We start from the raw sequence: 18,361 nt of genomic DNA, 5'->3' as shown, positions 1-18,361 counted from the left end.
CTTGTTGGCCGGCTCGCTATCCGCTGCGGTGTGACGTGGCGCAGTGACGGCAGGATCAGTGTCTCGGGCGGAAGTCCTTTTGCCCGCCTGCGGTGTCTGTGTGCTGGGGACGCCAGCGGCGGAGGGAAGCGAATCCGGTACGGCGATCTTGATTCGAGGAAGTTGCGCCTCAATTGCTTTCGGATCGCTGATCGTTGTGTCGAGACCTGACAGAGTCTGCGTGGGCGACTTGGAGTCGTCGGCTGGTGTGGTCCCGGCGGTTGCGCCCGCGGTACTTGGTTTCGCGCTGGTGAGAGTGTTGGTCCGCGGTGCGTGTGCGTTATCGGGTTTATCGCTTGTGGCTGCGGCATTCCCAGACGACGAGGCACTACCGGACTTCTGCTGCGACGTGGCAGAGCTGCCGGGGCTCGCTGTGCTGGATGAATCTGCTGCATCGCGCGGATTGCAAGGGGCGACCGAGCGTTGTGATTCCTTGGAGGACTTGGTGTTGGCGGATTCTGTGGCTGTGGAAGTCCCGGCGGGAGCAGTGGATTCACCCCAAGACTTAGCGCCGGAAACGGATTTCGCCGCACCGGCCGACTCTGCCCCATGAGCTCCGGCCCCGTCACCGGACGGTGCGGCCTGCGCCGCACTCGCACCTACCAGGCATCCTGCCGTAATCAGCAGCGCTCCAGCGCTCGTCCGCAATAGCAAGGTGCCACAGTCGACCACCGGATACTCCAAACCACTCGGAATCAAGAAGTTGCGCAATCGGATCACGGAAGTAGATAGCGACGATCGAACAAATGAGGGGAGTTGGTTTGGCCGCTAAGCGAAGTCGCGGTGAAGATTTGACTGTATCCGGGAGTTAGTCAACTCGTTGTGAGTTTGAGCAGCCTGTACTTTGGCGCTGTCATGCATACGGGTTGGCGACCAACAGCTCGCGTAGACGCGCGTAGGTGGGCGAGGTCAATAGATCAGTCCATACGCCGAATAGCGGTGTGGGCAGGCCTTCTTCCAATACGCACCAGCGCTGTTCAACGAATTTGTCAGGTTCCACGCAGATCGGTTCACCGGATTCCCAACGCGAAACGACCCAGACCGTCAGAGAACACAAACCTTCAGGATGGACAGTTGTCGTCGCACCGACGGCATGCGCATCGGTGATTCTCATGCCGGTTTCTTCCCAGACTTCGCGTACCGCTGCCGATTCCGGGCTCTCGCCCCGCTCGATCCAGCCACCTGGTACGGACCACGTGCCTGCCCCATGGGCACCACGGCGCCGGCCCATCAGAAACCGGCCGTCTCTTACGACGAAGCAGCCCACACCGGGGTGCGGCCGATCACAGATGTCAGGGTTACGAGTCATCTGGCCCCTCCGCGTGCTGATATCGGGTTCGCACATCGATTATCGACGGATGGAGCCGCCGGGCTCGGACGGACCAGCTTCCCGATGGCCCGCCCGCGCCCGGCGGCATTTCACCCCGCGTGCGAGCTCAGTCTCGCGCCCAGGCAGCCTGTGCTTCCTTCTCCAGGTCGATGAACGTTTCCTCGCTGACGTCGATCGCGACACCCTTGATGGTTCCCCCGGTGAACGTCCCGGGATGGGCGTACAGCTGCGACACGTTGTCTCCACTGTCGAAGCCGACACACAGACCGTCGCCCGCCAGGGTGAACTTGCCGATCTGGGCCCGCATCGGGCCGTTGGCAACTGGCTTACCGTCGATGAACAGCGTTGTCGTGCCAAGTGATTCGCCGTACTGTCCCTTGTCCTTGCGGACGAATTCCATACCCAGGGTGCGTTTCCCGGGAGCCACCGGCGGTGAGACGAACACCTGCTCCGGCTTGAGCCCCAGAAAGTTGTAGACGTAGTGGAGCTTTCCGTCCTTGAGGAAAAGGGCATGCCCGCCGAATCGCGAACCGTGCGCGAAGATCACGCCCTGTGAATCCTTCGTGGTCTTCACGTCGGCGATGATCTTGTACGACCGGCCGCGGATGCTGACCGCCACGCCCTCGGGCACGGGTGCGGTGTCGGGGTAGTAGATGTAGCGGTTGCGTTTGGGCTCGGTCGACGGCCGCTCGATCGTGAGCAACTCGGTGGCGGACCGGTCGTCGAGGGGCAGCACGAAGTTCTTGTCTGCCTCGTCGAACCACGCCGCGATCAGCCCCTTGAGCTTGTCGGGGTACTTATCGGCCAAATTCGTTGACTCGGAGCGGTCTTCGTCGACGTGATACAGCTCCCACTTGTCCTGGTCGAAATGGCCTTTGCCGCTGATCGGTGCGTGCAGCGCCGCGGCCTTCCAGCCGTCCTCCCAGATCCCGCGGGTACCCAGCATTGCGTAGTACTGCCGCTTCTTGGTGGTGGGGGCATCGGCCTTCTCGAAGCTGTACCGCATCGAGACACCGTTCATCGGATACTGCGTGACGCCGCGGTAGGTCTCCGGCATCTGCAGGCCCGTCACGTCGAGGATGGTCGGCACGATATCGGTGACGTGGTGGTACTGGTGGCGCACCTGGCCCTTGTCCTTGATGCCCTTGGGCCAGTGGATCACCAGCGGATCGCACGTACCGCCCGAGAACTGTGAGTAGCGCTTGAACATCTGGAATGGCGTGGAGAAGGCCACCGCCCACCCGGTGGGGTAATGGTTGTAGGTATCGGGGCTGCCCAGCTTGTCCAGGTACTGCATGTTCTCCGACAGCTCATCGGGATAGCCGTTGAAGAATTTGTTCTCGTTCACCGAGCCGTTGGGGGAGCCCTCGCCGGAGGCGCCGTTGTCCGCGCAATAGAACACGATGGTGTTGTCCAGCTGGCCGGTCTGTTCCAAATAGTCGACGATCCGGCCGACTTGGGCATCGGTGTACTCGGAGAACCCGGCATACACCTCGGCCATCCGGGAGAAGAGGCGCTTCTCGTCGGGATTCAAGGTGTTCCACGGCCGCACGGAGTCTGCCTCGTTGGCCACCTCTGCGGGCATCGGGTTGAGCGGGGTGAGCTTGGTGTCCTTCGGGATGACACCCTTCTCGATCATGCGAGCCAGCACCCATTCGCGGTAGGCCTCGTAGCCGTCATCGAACTTGCCCTTGTACTTCTCGGTGTACTCGGCGGGGCTGTGATGGGGAGCGTGGTTGGCGCCGGGGCAGAACCACAGATACCAGGGCTTGGACGGGTTGGTGGCCCGCTGATCCCGCAGCATTCGAAGAGCCTGATCGGCAAGGTCTTTGGATAGGTGATAGCCCTCTTCAGGGGTGTACGGCGGCTCGATGAACCGGTTGTCCTCCACCAGGTCGGGGTACCAGTTGTTGGTCTCGCCGCCCAGGAAGCCGTAGTAGCGGTCGAAGCCCTTCTGCAAGGGCCACTCGGATCGGCTACCGCCACCGGCGATGTCTTCTTCGGGCACGTTGTGGTTCTTGCCCACCCAGAACGTGCTGTACCCGTTGTCCTGCAGCACCTGTCCGATGGTGGCGCACTCGGCGGGCAGCCGACCCGCTGCACCGGGAAATCCGTTGGAGGCCTCGGTGATCGACGCCGAGCGGTTCACGTGATGATTGCGGCCGGTCAGCAGGCAGGACCGCGTCGGCGAACACAGCGCCGTGGTGTGCCATTGCGAGTACCGCAGCCCGTTGTCGGCGAGGCGCTGCATCACCGGCATGTTGATACGTCCGCCGAATGGCGACCAGGCGGCCAGGCCGGTGTCGTCGTACAACACCACCAGGATGTTGGGCGCCCCCTCCGGCGCGCGCTTCAATTCATACGGAGTCCAGTCGGGTGTGGAGTCGCGCACGTCGAGGGCGATCTTCCCGTGGAAGTCCTCATTAGTCGGTCCGGTGCCCGGTGTACCGGCACCTGTCGCGTGATCGGTGCCCTCAAACCCCTTGATCGCGGCGGTCGCCGCGGCGGCACCGACACCGGCGGCCGCGATACCGCCCAGAATCGAACGCCGTGAGAGGCCTCCTCGTTTGTTGTTCTCGGTGGGTTCGGCGGTGTCCCCATTAGTGGGTTCCATGAGTAGTCCTCTCGGAGCGAAGAATCTGGGTCTGCAGTGGCGTCACCGCGGCGCTATTCATCAACGTGATTCATTGTGTCTCGCCAAGATCCGGAAACGGAGGGTGATCGCAAAGATGGGCGTGAATATATGAATAGACATGCTTGCATCGACGCTAATGACAGGGGCGAGGGTGAGCATCACCCTTTTCGGGTGATTCTTCGGGGCAGTGCCGTGGAAGGAACTCATCACAACGGAGGGAATCCGTGGGTACTGTCGAAGGCGGCGTTGACGATAACTGCCGGAGATCGATGTGATGAACCTTCCGCCCGCTCCTGCTGCGGCCGGAATACAGAAAGGTTTGAAACACATGGGAATTGCTGACGACGCAAAGAACACGGCCGAGGACCTCAAGGGCCGCGCCAAGGAAGCCGTTGGAGCTGCCACCGGCGATGAGGATCTGAAGGCCGAAGGCCAGCTTGATCAGGGAATCGCCGCGGTCAAGGAAAAGCTGACCGAGGCCGCGGACAAGCTCAAGGAAGGCGTGGACGCCGTCAAGGACAAGTTGACCGGGAACTCCTAGCCGTCGTCAGCTCATCTCCCTGAGGTCATCGCAGGGAGATGAGCTGATCGACATGATCTTGAGGTAACTCACCGTCGACCACGGCGGAGACGAAGGTTCCGTTCAACACGATCTGCCCGCCGTGGTTGTCGAGAAATGCCGTATCAGCGGCGTCGCGCCCTGTGGTGATGCGCACCATCGTTTGTCGCGGCGCCAGGCAGGTGGCGTCCACCACGCGCCAACGGTTGTCGACGACGGCCTCAGCTACGGCGTGAAAGTCCATCGGATCACAGCCGGGCGCGTACACCGCGACCAACCGGGCGGGCACCTTCACGGCTCGAAGCAACGCCACCACCAGGTGTGCGTAGTCGCGGCAGACTCCGGCGGCCGCCAGCAGGGTATCGACGGCACCGTCGATGGGATCGCTGGATCCCGGTGAATAGGTCAACCGTGAGCCGACCCAGGACGAGACCTTCTCCAGCAGAACCGCGGGTTCGGTGTGTTCACCGAATTCGGTTGCCGCGAAACCGTAGAACTTGTCAGCCTCGGCGTAGCGGCTCGGGCGCAAGTACGTCGACAGATCTGCGGCCTCGACCGGAACTTCGTCCGCCTGCCCGAGAATGGTTGCCTCATAAGTGACTTGGAGGTTGCCCTGCCCCACATAGAGCCGATGGATACGGTTGCCGTGCTCGCCCGCGACCTCCTGGGCCTCGACCGGTTGTCCATTCAGCTCCAGCGACATGGTCTCCGTCACCTGGGCGCCGGGAAGTGGCGACACGGCGATCTGGAACTCCAAGGTTGACGGCGCCAAGATGTCTACGTCGAGTTGGGCTCGAACATCACGTTTCATACAGTTCCTCCGGCAAGTCAATGCGACCACGTACGTTGCCGTAGCGCGGGATCAGTCTGACATCGGAACCATGTACGCGCTTGTTGTCGCCATCATGGGCGCGCCGGTGGGCGCGGTCTCCGGGTAGGAATCATAACCGGCTCTGCACGCAGCGGAATCCGATGTGGGTGGTCGCGCTGTCCTGCGACTGAGGCGAGCGCGCCGCCGGCCGGTAGCGGTGGCAGTACTCGGGTGCGCAGAGATGCGAGCCTCCCTTGAGAGCCTGTATCACCGATGGGTCGGGATTTTCCGAAGGACTGCAGCACGATGTGGGAGCTTCGGCGCCCGGTTCGAAGCGCGTGGACGTCCACTCCCAGACATTGCCGATCATGTCGAGAAGACCAAAGTCATTGGGCGGGAACGTGCCGACGGGAGACGTGCCGTGCCAGCCCAGTGCGCCGTCGCTGCGATACGGGAATCTGCCCTGCCACGTATTGGCCATCAGTTGTCCCCCGGGTGACACCTCGTCGCCCCAGGCATAAGTCGTCGCGCTGCCGCCGCGCGCGGCGTATTCCCACTCGGCCTCGGTGGGCAGCCGCCTGCCCGCCCAGCGAGCGTAAGCCGCCGCATCGGTGTAGGCGACCTGCACGACGGGATGATCTGGGACGTCGTCGATATCGCTGTCCGGCCCGAATGGCCGCCGCCAGCAGGCGCCGGGAACCCAGTCCCACCACTGTTGCCAGTCGTGCAGGTTCACCGGTCCGCCGGTAGCCCGGAACACCATCGCGCCAGGGACCAGATCGTCGGGCGAGGCGCCCGGGTACTGCGCCGGGTCGGGCGTCTTCTCGGCCACGGTGACGTAACCGGTCTCGGCGATGAAATCGGTGAACTGAGCATTGGTGACCGGGTGGCGCTCGATGGCGAAAGCATCGACCGACGCGGTGCGTTCCGGCCGTTCCTCCGGATAGAAGTTGTTGCAGCCCATGAAAAATGGCCCGCCCGGTAATTCCACCAACGCAGTCAGCGGCCTATTGACCTGATCCACCGGCGAGTCCTCCTTCTTAAGACGTCGCAGATGGCCGACCCTACCCACCGGGACTCATGTCGCTTCCCGCGCCCGGCGTTATCGTCTGCGCCGGAAGATCACCCGAAAAGGATGATGGCACCGAATCGGTCGCTTCCTATCGTCGCAAGGGTGAAGGTCGGAGATCTCCGACCGCGCTGGGCGCTGCTCAGAGATCGGGCCTCAACCAGCTGGTGGCCCGGACGCGGCAACCGTTGATTGCCCGGCGTATCGAGAACGAAAGCTTGTTATGCAATCACCACCGCCAGATGTCCATGATGCGCATTGGCAAATGCACGGCCGATGTCGGCACGCCTCAGTAGACCCAGAGCTGTTCTTCCCGTGCGATCGCGAGCTCAGATCCGTACGCCATACGCGCGAACAACAAGCCAAAAGCATCTGCCGTCGATGCCCCGTTGCCGCGGTCTGTCTCACCTACGCGCTGCAGACGGGCCAGCCCTACGGGATTTGGGGTGGCGCCACCGAAATCGAACGCCGGCGTGACCAGCGCCCCAAACCGCCACCCGTGATGAGCCCCGAACGTGCGCAGCTCGCGGCCGGATACGAAGCCGGCGCCAGCATCCGTGACCTGGCTACCGCGTCCGGAGCCCCATACTCGGCGGTCAGGAGAATCCTTCTCGCCGCCGGTGTGGCTCTGCGTCCCTGTTGCGGAGCCGCTCCCCAAGTCGGCTCGCCTCACGGTTCGGACGCTTGACAGTTTGCTTACGTAGTCGCGCGGAAACCCCTGGGACACAGCCTCAGCAGACACCCAGAAAATCCCTGTAGCCTGCCTAACGATCTGTAAACCGTACTGACATCTCGAGGTGTTCCATGACCGTCCGTCAACTACTTGCCGCGTCTGCCGTGGCCTCAGCCTGCGCACTTAGCTTCCCGGCGGCAGCGCACGCGGATGACAAAACCGTGACGTACGAGGTCACCTCGTCCACCGCCACCACGGCGAACGTGCAGTACTGGGACGGCACCGAGATGCAGCCCGCCGACGGCGTGACCTTGCCCTGGAAGGTCGACGCGCCCGTCGGCGATCTGTCCCGTGGCGCCAAGACGCCCAATCACGCGGAGATCAAGGCCGACTGGCGATCCACCGCCGCCCCGGATGCGGCGGTGACGGTGCGTATCTACCTGAACGACAAGGTGGTGTGCCAGAGCACGACCGGCACCGGCGAGGCCGACTGTAACTACGCGACCTTCTCCTCGTACCTGGATACGGCCCCGCCTAAGTAGTCACTCGATCGATGTGCGCGAGGAAATGCGTGAGCACCGCCTCGGGCGCCTCGATCTGTGGCCAATGGCCGATGTTGTCATCGAGTAGCACCACGTCGGGGTCGTGAATGACCTCGAGATAGCGCTCGGCCATGTGCAACCCGGAGTTGGGGTCGATCGGTCCGTCGATCATCCGCATCGGCACGGCGGTTTCGCGCATGGCCCGCACCCATCGACTCCGGTTGTCATAGCGGTCGTTGATGAATCGGCCCACCTGATGGGTGACGCGGGCGCCGTCGTTGTACTCCAACACCTGCTGGAACAAAGACAGCAGCCGTGGCGACGGTTTGGTGTCCGGGCCGAACATCTCGCTGACGGCGGCATCCAGGATCCGACGCGACAGCGGGGTGCCCTGGAACCGGCTCACCAAGTCGCCCAACGGTGTTCGAGACATCAAGGTCTGGGCGATACGGGGCCGATAGGCCTCGATGAAGAGCCCGCCGTTGAGCCAGGTGACCGAGTCGATGGGCACTCGGCCGCGCGACTGTTCTTCGAACTCGAAGCGTGCCAACAACTCCTGGCCAACGGAGTTCCCCAGATCATGGGTGAGCAGGTGAATCCGCTCGATACCCAGATAGGACAGCAGTGCCTCATGCATATCGGCGTGGTCGAGAACCGAGTACCCGTACTGAACGGGTTTGTCGGAGAAGCCCATCCCGATCATGTCCGGCGCGATGACCGTGAACCGCTGCACCAACGTGGGCCAGATCAGCGCCCAATCCCATGAGTTGAAGGGATACCCGTGCACGAGTAACAGGGGAGGCCCGCTGCCCTCAATGCGGTAGAAGATGTCGAAACCCAGGTAATCGAAGTAATGCCCGGCGGCTTTCCATTCTTCGAGCTCGGCGTCCATGGCCGAACTATACCGATCGGTCCGTGGCGCAACCGTGTCCCAACCTTGAAGGATTCGAGAACAACATCAGCGAGGATGGTCTCGTGTTCCGTCTTGTGACGCTGCTGTGCGCGGCCATACTTGCCCTGGCTACCTCAACATCTGCTGCCGCGGAACCCTTCGTGCCCTGGTTCGCCCAGTCTGTCGGCAACGCGACCCAGGTGGTCGCGGTCAACGGCGCCGGCGGCTCCAAAGCCAAGATCGACGTGTTCCAGCGCAGCGGCAACGAATGGAAAGCCGTATCCACCGGGATTCCCGCCCACGTGGGCTCGGCCGGATTCATCGACAAGGCCCGCGAGGGAGCCTCGGCCACCCCCAACGGCGTCTACTCGCTGGACTGGGCATTTGGTACCGCACCACCGCCTCCGAGCGGGCTGCGGTACCTCCAGATCGGGCCCAACGACTGGTGGGACGGCGATAGCAACAGCCCCACCTACAACACGCATCAGCAGTGCGCCAAGGCCGAATGCCCGTTCAACACCTCGCAGAGTGAGAACCTCCCGATCCCGCAGTACAAACACGCCATCGTCATGGGTGTGAACAAGGAGCGCGTCCCCGGCGGTGGTTCGGCCTTCTTCGTACACAGCACCGACGGCGGACCGACCGCGGGCTGTGTATCCCTCGACGACGGGATGCTCGTGCAGTTGATCGGCTGGCTGAGGCCCGGTGCGGTCATTGCCATTAAGGGTTAGTTACTAACAGGCGTTTTTCAGGTTTGACCCGCACCATGGATGAGTGCGCCCGATCCGCCTGCTGCCGCTGAGCGTTGTGCTGCTGGCCGGCGCGTGCGGCACCGCCCCCGAGATGCATCCGGTCGCCGTTGTTCCGGCTGCCGCGGCACAGGCCACGCCGCCGCCGTGGTTCGCCGAATCTGTCGGTACCGCAACACAAGTCGTATCGGTCCAGGGGACCGGTGGCGCCAAGGCCGTCATCGGTATCTGGCAGCGTTCGGGCGTTACCTGGGAACCGGTCGAACAGAACGTGCCGTCCGATGTCGGTTCGGCCGGATTCGCGGCCACCGCCAGCGACGACAACCCGGCGACCCCCACCGGCGTCTTCAGCCTCGATTACGCCTTTGGTACTGAACCGTCCGTGGCGCACGGCCTGAACTATCTGCAGGTGGATGCCGACGACTGGTGGGACGGCGATCCCGCGAGTCCGGGGTACAACTCGCACCAACGGTGCGCGCAATCCGCTTGCCCGTTCGACACCTCGCTGAGTGAAGAGCTGGACGGATACCCCCGCGCGATCGTCATGGGCGTCAACAAATCACGCACCCCCGGCGGCGGGTCGGCATTCTTCGTGCACGCCTCCGACGGTGGGCCCTCGGCCGGATGCGTGACACTCGACGATGCCGCGTTGGTACGACTCATCGGCTGGCTGCGGCCCGGAGCTGTCATCGCCATCAGGGGGTAGCCGCATCCGCCCGAGCCCCTGCGTACCGGCGGGTCCTCGGTAGGCTCGTCGCGTGCTGCTGTCCGATCGCGATATTCGTGCCGAGCTCGACGCCGGGCGTCTCGGCATCGAGCCCCTTGATCCAGCCCTCATTCAGCCGTCGAGCATCGATGTTCGGCTCGACAGCCTGTTCCGGGTGTTCAACAACACCCGCTACACGCATATCGACCCCAAACAACGCCAAGATGAGCTGACCAGCCTGGTGGAGCCGGACGAGGGCGAGCCGTTTGTGCTGCATCCCGGCGAGTTCGTGCTCGGGTCCACGCTGGAGATCTGCTCGCTGCCCGACGACCTTGCCGGACGGTTGGAAGGAAAGTCCTCGTTGGGGCGCCTGGGCCTGTTGACCCACTCCACCGCCGGATTCATCGACCCCGGCTTCTCCGGACACATCACCCTGGAGCTTTCGAACGTCGCCAACCTGCCCATCACGTTGTGGCCGGGCATGAAGATCGGGCAGCTGTGTCTGCTGCGCCTGACATCGCCGGCCGAGCACCCGTACGGAAGTGCCGGGGTAGGGTCGAAATACCAGGGGCAGCGCGGTCCAACCCCGTCGCGCTCCTACCAGAACTTCATCAACCCCTAGCTGGGGTAACGGGGAAACGCGCCGCACCGATACACAATCGGCAACAACTCGAACTTTTTGACGGCCTCGGCGCGTTTGTTCGGGTGACCGTGTCGATATGTAGCGGAGGATCTGACGTGGACGTCGTACTTGGTGTCTCGATGACACCGACGACTGCCCGGCTAGTACTGGTCGAGGGCGCGGGTGCGGACGGCAGGATCGTCGATACCGACACCATCATCGTCTCCGACGGCGAAGGCACCGCCTCCGATCAGGTTCTTTCCGCGATCGTCGGCACCCGCGACGGCATGCTCGACGGTGGCCATCACCTGGTGTCCACCGGCGTGGTGTGGAGCGATCACACCGAAGCCGCCGCGCTACGCGATTCACTGGCCAGCCGCGGAATCGACGGTGTCGAGTTCTTCTCCGCTCTGCACGCCGGAGGGGCGCTGGCCAAGGCTGCCAGCAATGTCACCGGGTACGACAAGTCGGCGTTGCTGGTGATCGAGCCGGAGAACGCGACGCTGGCAGTGGTCGATTCCGCCGACGGATCGATCGTCGGCCTGGCCAGCGAGCCGCTCATCACCGGAGTGACCCCCGGGGTACTGGCAAGCCTGGTGAACCCGCTCAAGGGCCACGACAACGCGCCCGATGGGGTGTTCTTGCTGGGCCTGGGCACCGATGTCTCCGACCTCACCGACCCCCTGGGCGAGGCGATCTCCCTGCCGGTGAACTCCCCGGACCAGCCCGAGCTGGCGTTGGCCCGTGGCGCCGCGTTGGCATCGGCGCAGGAACCGGATTTCGAGGCCAGCACCGCGCTGTTGGGGCAGGCCTACTCGCTCGAAGGACCCACGGGGACGGGCTTCGCGCATCCCGACGCTGTCACCGAAAGTGCCGGCGAATTCGGGGATGCCAAGACCGAACTGAGCGAATACGAGGACATCGAGGACCAACCGGCAGAACGCAAGCCGTTCCTGCTGGTGGGGGCGCCGCTGCTGCTGGTCTTCGGCATCTGCTCGATAGCGCTGGCCGTCTCGCTGACCGTGACTGTGCGCTCCACAGTGGACCAGGGCCCGTCCTCACCGGACCGTGCGGTAGTGCAGAACCCGGTGCAGAATCCGCTGCCGCCCGAGGCGCCCAAACAAGCCCCGCCGCCGGTGGCCGAGGCACCCGCGCCCGTCGCACCCGCCCCGGTGCAGCAAGTGGTGGCTCCGGCGCCGCAGCGCAACCCCGCGCCGGTGGCCGCCAAGCCCGCACCGCAGGCCCCGGCGCCCGCGCCCGAGGCGCCCCCGCCACCGGCCGCACCAGCCCCGGAGGAACCCGCGCCGGTGGCACCCCCACCGGCCATCGTGCCGGTGCCGATTCCGTTGTTCCCGCCCGTGTGGGAGCAGCCGAGGCGCCAGGAGAATCCGTGGTGGGCACCCCACGTAATCGACCGGCCTATGCGCCGCCGGAGTACACCCCGACGTGGACACCGCCCGTTCAGACACAGCAGCCGCCCATCATCTCGATTCCGGGCCTGCCCCCCATTGGCGGTGGGAATTCCGACGGCGGGTCCCGTGGCGGCTCGCGCGGTGGCCCCGACAGCGGATCCGGTCGCGGTGGTTGGGGCGACGGCGGCTCACGCGGTGGCTCCGATAACGGGTCCTCACGTGGCGGCTGGGGCGATCAGGGCGGGTCTCGCGGTGGATGGGGCGACAGCGGCAGTTCTCGTGGCGGGTGGGGCGACAGCGGTGGCTCCCACGGAGGTGGATCGGGCAGCGGATCCGGCGGCGGCTCCAACTCGGGTTTTCCCTGGCAGTTTGGCGGCCATTAATCCGTAATTCACAGTGCTTTTCGCCGTACATCCGGCGTTAGGACACCGATGGTGCGGCGTATCCAGGTTGCTAACCCTGGAGGCCTATATAGGCAGTATGAGATGCACCGTTTTCGGAACCGGATACCTCGGCGCCACCCATGCGGCCTGCATGGCCGAGCTTGGCCACGAGGTGCTCGGCATTGACATCGACCCAGGTAAGGTCGCCAAACTCTCTGGCGGCGACATCCCGTTCTACGAACCCGGCCTTCGAAAGATCTTGCAGAGCAACATCGCATCGGGTCGGCTGCGTTTCACCACGAGCTATGCCGAGGCCGCGGAATTCGCCGATGTGCATTTTCTGGGCGTCGGTACGCCGCAGAAGAAGGGTGAATACGGCGCGGACCTGAGCCACGTCCACTCGGTGATCGACACCCTGGTTCCGCTGCTGACCGAGTCGGCGGTCATCATCGGCAAATCGACCGTCCCGGTGGGCACCGCACGCGAACTTGGTCAGCGGGCAGCCGGATTCGCGGCTGAAGGCGTTGACGTCGAGGTGGCTTGGAACCCCGAGTTCCTGCGCGAAGGCTATGCCGTCAAGGACACTCTGCACCCGGATCGCATCGTGCTCGGTGTGCAGCAGAATTCGGACCGAGCCGAGAAGCTGGTCCGCGAACTGTACGGGCCAATCCTTGACGAGGAAGTTCCGTTCCTCGTCACCGATCTGGAAACCGCCGAATTGGTGAAGGTTTCGGCCAACGCCTTCCTGGCGACCAAGATCTCGTTCATCAACGCCATCTCCGAGGTGTGCGAGGCAGTGGGTGCCGACGTGACCACCCTGGCCGACGCGCTGGGGTACGACCCCCGCATCGGACGGCGATTCCTCAACGCGGGCTTGGGTTTCGGCGGCGGATGCCTGCCCAAGGACATTCGGGCCTTCATGGCCCGCGCGGGCGAGCTGGGCGCCAGCCACGCCCTGACGTTCCTGCGCGAGGTCGACAGCATCAACATGCGTCGGCGCACCCGAATGGTGGAGCTTGCCACCAAGGCTTGCGGCGGATCGCTGCTGGGCGCCAACATCGCGGTCCTGGGTGCGGCCTTCAAGCCCGAATCCGATGACGTCCGAGACTCGCCCGCACTGAATGTCGCGGGTCTGCTGCAGCTCAACGGTGCCGCGGTCAACGTGTACGACCCCAAGGCCCTCGAGAATTCGCGTCGGCTTTTCCCGACGCTGAACTACGCCACCTCGGTGGTGGAGGCTGCCGACCGCGCCGACGCCGTGCTGCTGCTCACCGAATGGCAGGAGTTCGTCGACTTCGACCCCAATGAGCTCGCCAAGGTTGTGCGCACCAAAGTCATTGTGGACGGGCGTAATTGCCTGGACGCCACAAAATGGGTCAACGCCGGATGGCGGGTGTTCTGCCTGGGTAAGCGTGTAGAAGAGCTGACCCACGCCTGACCGGCGCAGGGTGCGCTTACTGGCGGTAGCTCACCAGGAAGTTACCCAGCCGCTCGATAGCGACCGCAAGGTCGCGGGCCCACGGCAGCGTGACGATCCGAAGATGATCGGGCTCAGGCCAATTGAAGCCCGTGCCCTGCGTCAGCAGGATCTTCTCGTTGAGCAGCAGATCCAAGACCAGCTGGTCGTCATCGTGGATCTCGTGCACCTCGGGGTCCAGGCGCGGGAAGGCGTATAACGCGCCCTTCGGCTTCACGCAGGAGACGCCGGGAATCTCATTGAGCTTGGTCCACGCCACATCGCGTTGCTCCAGGAGCCGACCGCCCGGGAGCACCAAGTCATCGATGCTTTGATGTCCACCGAGGGCAACCTGAATCGCATGCTGTGCGGGAACATTCGGACACAGACGCATGTTGGCCAGCAGATTGACGCCCTCCAGCAGGCTGGCGGCGTGATCCTTGGGGCCGGTGATGGCCAGCCATGCCGATCGGTAGCCTGCCACCCGGTAGGCCTTGGACAGGCCATTGAAGGTGAAACACAACAGGTCCGGGGCCAGCGATGCGACGCTGATGTGCTCGACGTCGTCGTAGAGGATCTTGTCGTAGATCTCGTCGGCCAGCAGCAGCAGCTGATGCTTGCGCGCCAGTTCCACCATCTTGGTGAGGATTTCGCGCGTGTACACCGCGCCGGTGGGATTATTCGGATTGATGATGACCAGGGCCTTGGTGCGCTCGGTGATCTTGGATTCCAGATCCTCGATATCCGGCATCCAGCCGTTGGTCTCGTCACACAGGTAATGCACCGCGGTACCACCGGCCAGCGACGTCGCGGCGGTCCACAGCGGATAGTCGGGTGCGGGGATGAGTACCTGATCGCCGTTGTCGAGCAGCGCCTGGGTGGTCATGGTGATGAGCTCGGATACCCCGTTGCCCAGGTAGACGTCGTCCACGTCCAGGTATGGGAATCCCTCGACCAGTTCGTAGCGCGTCACCACCGCGCGCCGCGCGGGCAGGATGCCCTTGGAGTCGGAGTATCCCTGCGCATAGGGGAGCGCCTGGATGATGTCGCGCATGATGACATCGGGTGCCTCGAAACCGAACGGTGCCGGGTTGCCGATATTGAGCTTGAGGATGCGGTGCCCCTCGGCCTCGAGCCGGGCGGCGTGAGCGTGTACCGGACCCCTGATTTCGTACAGGACGTCTTGCAGCTTGGTGGACTGAGCAAAGACCCGTTGATGCTGCCGCGGGGAAAGACCGGGCACGCGCGGGGGCACGTCAGTCGGCAAGTTATCGGTACTCACGGTCTCAATGGTGGCATTGCTGTCCAGCCAATATCTAATTTCGGCGGCCTGGACGGCGTGCTCCCGGGGCCATACCCAGGCCCTTCACCGGCGGTTCCGGGGCCTTGTTGGCCTCGGCGGTCTCGTCCACAGCCTCTTCCACGGTCTCATCCGAAGGCTCGGCCGCGACCGGGGCAGCGGGTTCCGGCGTGGCCGCGGGCTGCTCAGGTTCTGCTGCGGGGGTAGCCGCAGCAGGGGCCGTCTTCTTGGCGCCTGGACGCCGTGTACCGGCGGCAATGCCGAGACCCTTCACGGGAGGCTCTGGAGCTGCCGGTGCCTCGGGTGCCGAAGGTGCCTCAGCCTCAGCCTCAGGCTCGGGCGTCGCTGCGGGCGCAGCTGCGGGGGACGCCTTCTTGGCACCGGGACGCTTGGCCCCGGTCGCCATGCCCAAACCCTTGACGGGCGGCACGGGAGCGGCAGGTGCCGCCGGTGCTGCCGCCTCTGGCTCGGCCGCGACCGGAGCAGTCTCGGCAGCGGGGGCCGGGGTCGCTTTTTTGGCGCCCGGACGTTTGGCGCCGCCCGCCATGCCCAGCCCCTTGACCGGTGGTGCGGCCGCGGCGGGTGCTGCCGATGCTTCGGCGCCTGCTTCGGCAGCCGGGGCGGCGGCCTTTTTGGCTCCGGGGCGTTTGGCGCCGCCGGCCATGCCCAGCCCCTTGACGGGGGCTGCGGGCGCCGCCGGTGTTTCGGTAGCGGCTTCGGCGGCGGGAGCGGCAGCCTTCTTGGCTCCGGGGCGCTTGGCCCCACCGGCCATGCCCAGACCGGTGATCGGCTTGGCATCGGCCGCGGGTGCTGCCGCGGTGGCCTCTGCTGCCGGTGCTTCTTCTTCGGCGACAACGGGTTCGGGCTCCGCGGCCTTGGTGGCAGCCCTCTCGGCCGCCGCGGCAGCGGCAGTCCCCTTGGCGGGCAATGCCTTCCGGACTTCATCGGTACGGCCCACGGATTCGAGCAGCAACTGTGCGACGTCGACGACCTCCACGGCAGCCGAATCATCGCGTGCTGTCACACCGTCGGTCAGCATCACGCGGCAGAACGGGCAGCCCGTCGCGATCTTGGATGCGGGCGTGGCCAGGGCCTCGTCGACGCGATCGATATTGATGCGCTTACCCAGCTGCTCTTCCATCCACATGCGGGCGCCACCGGCACCACAGCACATGGAACGCTCTCCGTGCCGTGGCATCTCGGTGAGTGCGGCACCCGAGGCGCCGATCAGCTCACGCGGTGCGGTGTACACCTTGTTGTGGCGGCCCAGGTAGCACGGGTCGTGGTAGGTGACGTCTTGTGAGACCGGTGCGACCGGAACCAGTTTCTTGTCGCGCACCAGGCGGTTCAGCAGCTGCGTGTGGTGCACCACCTGGTAGTCGCCACCGACCTGTGGGTACTCGTTGCCGAGTGCGTTGAAGCAGTGCGCGCAGGTCACCACGATCTTGCGCTGCTTCTGCTCCACGCCCTCGAACACCGAATTGAGCAGCTCGATGTTCTGCATGGCCAGCTGCTGGAACAGGAACTCGTTACCGGCGCGGCGGGCAGAGTCACCCGTGCAGGTCTCGTCGGCGCCCAGCACCAGGAACTTGGTTCCGGCAAGCGCGAGCAGCTCGGCGACGGCCTTGGTGGTCTTCTTCGCGCGGTCCTCGTAGGCACCCGCGCAACCCACCCAGAACAGGTACTCGAAGTCGGCGAAGCTGTCCACGTCCTGGCCGAACACCGGGACGTCGAAGTCGACCTCTTCGATCCAGTTGAGGCGGTCCTTGGAGTTCTGGCCCCACGGGTTGCCCTTGTTCTCCAGGTTCTTGAACAGGCCCGCGAGCTCGCCGGGGAACTCCGATTCGATGAGCACCTGGTAGCGGCGCATGTCGATGATGTGGTCGACGTGCTCGATGTCGACGGGGCACTGTTCGACGCAGGCGCCACAGGTGGTGCAGCTCCAGAGCACCTCGTGGTCGATGACGGCACCCTCGCCGCCGACCAGCTGGCGCTCGCCCTCGGCGACCTCGGCCTCACTCAGCTTGGACTTGTCCTCACCGGCCAGCAGGTAGGGCGCCTTGGCGTAGGTGTGGTCGCGCAGGGAGGTGATCAGCAGCTTAGGGGACAGGGGCTTGCCGGTGTTCCAGGCGGGGCACTGGCTCTGGCAGCGACCGCACTCGGTGCACGTCGTGATGTCCAGCAGGTCTTTCCAGCTGAAGTCCTCGACCTTGCCGGCGCCGAAGGCGTCGACGTCCGGATCGGCGCTCTCCATTTCCAGGACCTTGCCGCCGGACATCATCGGCTTGGCTGCGCCCAGTGCGACGCTTCCGTCGGCGTTGCGCTTGAAGTAGATGTTGAAGAAGGCCGCGAACCGGTGCCAGGCCACACCCCAGACGAGCTTGCGCCCGACCAGCAGCAGGAACATGCCGCCGGACACCATCTTGATGAACGCGAAGACGGAGACCATCAACGGACTCTCGGGCAGCAGCTGCGCGACGTTCATGGTGAAGAAGTCCGAGGACACGTGTCCGCCGCCGAAGGTCGCGATCTTGCCGGACTTCACCAGCACCATGCCCAGGCCCTCGACGAGCACGATCGATTCGATGGTGTACGCCGCGATGAAGCTGGAGCCGCCGAAGCGCGACAACCGTTCGGGCTTGCGGGGGTGGTTGAGCTGTCGGATGACGATCAACGTCACGATGCCGATCACCGTGCCGATGCCGAGAATCTCGTCCCACAGGTGCCACAGGAACGTGTCGCCGATGATCGGCCAGTGGAATTCGGGATTGAAGGTCTGGCCGTACGACTCGAAGTACAGAGGGAAGCCGCCCAGGAAGCCGACCATCACCAGCCAGTGCGCCCAGCCCACGGTGCGGAATTTGTTCATCCGGGTGTGTGCGACGACCTCGACGATGAGCGTCTTGACGCGCGGGACGATCGGACGCCAACGGGTGCCGTCCGGCTGTCCGGAGAGGATGACGCGGATCATCTTCACCACGCCGCCGAAGAATGAGCCCCAGGCAACCAGGCTGAAGGTAACGCCGATGATTCCGAGAATGATCGTCGCGGTACTCACGGTGGTGCTGACCTCCCGGTCCCGAGAAGTTACTCGTCAGTAACAAGTGTAATGTTACTCGCGGGTAACTTGTGTCAGATGCGTGGTCATCGTCGCATTGACAGGGTCGAAAGTCCTAGTCAGGC

15 protein-coding genes and 1 pseudogene are annotated in these 18,361 nt (G+C 64.4%); 9 read left to right on the top strand and 7 right to left on the bottom strand.

Annotated features, from left to right (window positions below; all coding sequences use genetic code 11):
• Positions 1-220: 220 nt before the first annotated feature.
• Entirely contained in the window at positions 221-592 is a 372-nt protein-coding gene (locus MSTE_RS25135) for a hypothetical protein (RefSeq protein WP_096504467.1), read from the top strand.
• Positions 593-892: 300 nt separating this feature from the next.
• On the opposite strand, the gene MSTE_RS22165 is transcribed toward MSTE_RS25135, so the two are convergent.
• Both MSTE_RS22165 and MSTE_RS22160 read right to left on the bottom strand, forming a co-directional pair.
• Positions 893-1,348, bottom strand: coding sequence for a nucleotide triphosphate diphosphatase NUDT15 (locus MSTE_RS22165; RefSeq protein ID WP_096504466.1), 456 nt, complete (start codon positions 1,346-1,348; stop codon positions 893-895).
• Positions 1,349-1,475: 127 nt separating this feature from the next.
• The gene (locus MSTE_RS22160; protein ID WP_096504464.1) at positions 1,476-3,983 is read right to left on the bottom strand and encodes an arylsulfatase; all 2,508 of its coding nucleotides are present in this window, start codon (positions 3,981-3,983) and stop codon (positions 1,476-1,478) included.
• A 349-nt stretch (positions 3,984-4,332) separates the two neighbouring features.
• Here MSTE_RS22160 and MSTE_RS22155 point away from each other — a divergent pair, with 349 nt between their 5' ends.
• Entirely contained in the window at positions 4,333-4,545 is a 213-nt protein-coding gene (locus MSTE_RS22155; protein WP_030097203.1) for a CsbD family protein, read from the top strand.
• A 25-nt stretch (positions 4,546-4,570) separates the two neighbouring features.
• Here MSTE_RS22155 and MSTE_RS22150 read toward each other — a convergent pair whose 3' ends face one another.
• Both MSTE_RS22150 and MSTE_RS22145 read right to left on the bottom strand, forming a co-directional pair.
• Positions 4,571-5,374, bottom strand: coding sequence for a transglutaminase-like domain-containing protein (locus tag MSTE_RS22150; protein ID WP_096504462.1), 804 nt, complete (start codon positions 5,372-5,374; stop codon positions 4,571-4,573).
• 130 nt (positions 5,375-5,504) lie between these two features.
• Entirely contained in the window at positions 5,505-6,398 is an 894-nt protein-coding gene (locus MSTE_RS22145) for a formylglycine-generating enzyme family protein (RefSeq protein WP_269458218.1), read from the bottom strand.
• A gap of 268 nt (positions 6,399-6,666) precedes the next feature.
• Here MSTE_RS22145 and MSTE_RS25910 point away from each other — a divergent pair, with 268 nt between their 5' ends.
• Positions 6,667-7,131: a WhiB family transcriptional regulator gene (locus MSTE_RS25910; protein ID WP_096504458.1), complete on the top strand. Its 465-nt coding sequence runs from the start codon at positions 6,667-6,669 to the stop codon at positions 7,129-7,131.
• Between the two features lie 116 nt (positions 7,132-7,247).
• A complete protein-coding gene (locus tag MSTE_RS22135; protein WP_162291498.1) occupies positions 7,248-7,658 on the top strand; it encodes an MmpS family transport accessory protein in 411 nt (136 codons plus the stop codon).
• On the opposite strand, the gene MSTE_RS22130 is transcribed toward MSTE_RS22135, so the two are convergent.
• Positions 7,651-8,550 (bottom strand): alpha/beta fold hydrolase, encoded by a 900-nt coding sequence (locus MSTE_RS22130; protein WP_096504456.1) that lies wholly within the window; start codon positions 8,548-8,550, stop codon positions 7,651-7,653. The genes MSTE_RS22135 and MSTE_RS22130 overlap by 8 nt on opposite strands.
• 23 nt (positions 8,551-8,573) lie before the next feature.
• Between MSTE_RS22130 and MSTE_RS22125 the strand changes: the two genes are divergently transcribed.
• The 5 genes and pseudogenes from MSTE_RS22125 to MSTE_RS22105 all read left to right on the top strand — a co-directional run bounded on the left by MSTE_RS22125 (position 8,574) and on the right by MSTE_RS22105 (position 13,860).
• Positions 8,574-9,281 (top strand): L,D-transpeptidase family protein, encoded by a 708-nt coding sequence (locus MSTE_RS22125; protein WP_162291497.1) that lies wholly within the window; start codon positions 8,574-8,576, stop codon positions 9,279-9,281.
• Positions 9,282-9,324: 43 nt separating this feature from the next.
• Positions 9,325-10,005: a L,D-transpeptidase family protein gene (locus MSTE_RS22120; RefSeq protein WP_096504454.1), complete on the top strand. Its 681-nt coding sequence runs from the start codon at positions 9,325-9,327 to the stop codon at positions 10,003-10,005.
• 52 nt (positions 10,006-10,057) lie between these two features.
• Complete coding sequence (dcd, locus tag MSTE_RS22115; RefSeq protein WP_070915753.1) at positions 10,058-10,627, top strand: dCTP deaminase; 570 nt, start codon at positions 10,058-10,060, stop codon at positions 10,625-10,627.
• A gap of 116 nt (positions 10,628-10,743) precedes the next feature.
• A pseudogene (locus MSTE_RS22110) lies at positions 10,744-12,422 on the top strand (DUF7159 family protein).
• 97 nt (positions 12,423-12,519) lie between these two features.
• Positions 12,520-13,860 (top strand): UDP-glucose dehydrogenase family protein, encoded by a 1,341-nt coding sequence (locus MSTE_RS22105; protein ID WP_096504452.1) that lies wholly within the window; start codon positions 12,520-12,522, stop codon positions 13,858-13,860.
• Positions 13,861-13,876: 16 nt separating this feature from the next.
• Here the strand turns inward: MSTE_RS22105 and MSTE_RS22100 are convergent, their stop codons facing one another.
• Together MSTE_RS22100 and MSTE_RS22095 are read right to left on the bottom strand one after the other, a co-directional pair.
• Positions 13,877-15,187, bottom strand: coding sequence for a pyridoxal phosphate-dependent aminotransferase (locus MSTE_RS22100; RefSeq protein WP_096504450.1), 1,311 nt, complete (start codon positions 15,185-15,187; stop codon positions 13,877-13,879).
• Positions 15,188-15,194: 7 nt separating this feature from the next.
• Positions 15,195-18,236 carry a (Fe-S)-binding protein gene (locus MSTE_RS22095; protein ID WP_096504448.1) on the bottom strand — a complete coding sequence of 1,014 codons (3,042 nt, stop codon included), beginning with the start codon at positions 18,234-18,236 and terminating at the stop codon, positions 15,195-15,197.
• Between the last annotated feature and the right edge of the window lie 125 nt (positions 18,237-18,361).

This window comes from [Mycobacterium] stephanolepidis, from assembly GCF_002356335.1.
GTDB lineage: Bacteria > Actinomycetota > Actinomycetes > Mycobacteriales > Mycobacteriaceae > Mycobacterium > Mycobacterium stephanolepidis.
This window is presented reverse-complemented; position numbering and strand designations above follow the sequence as displayed.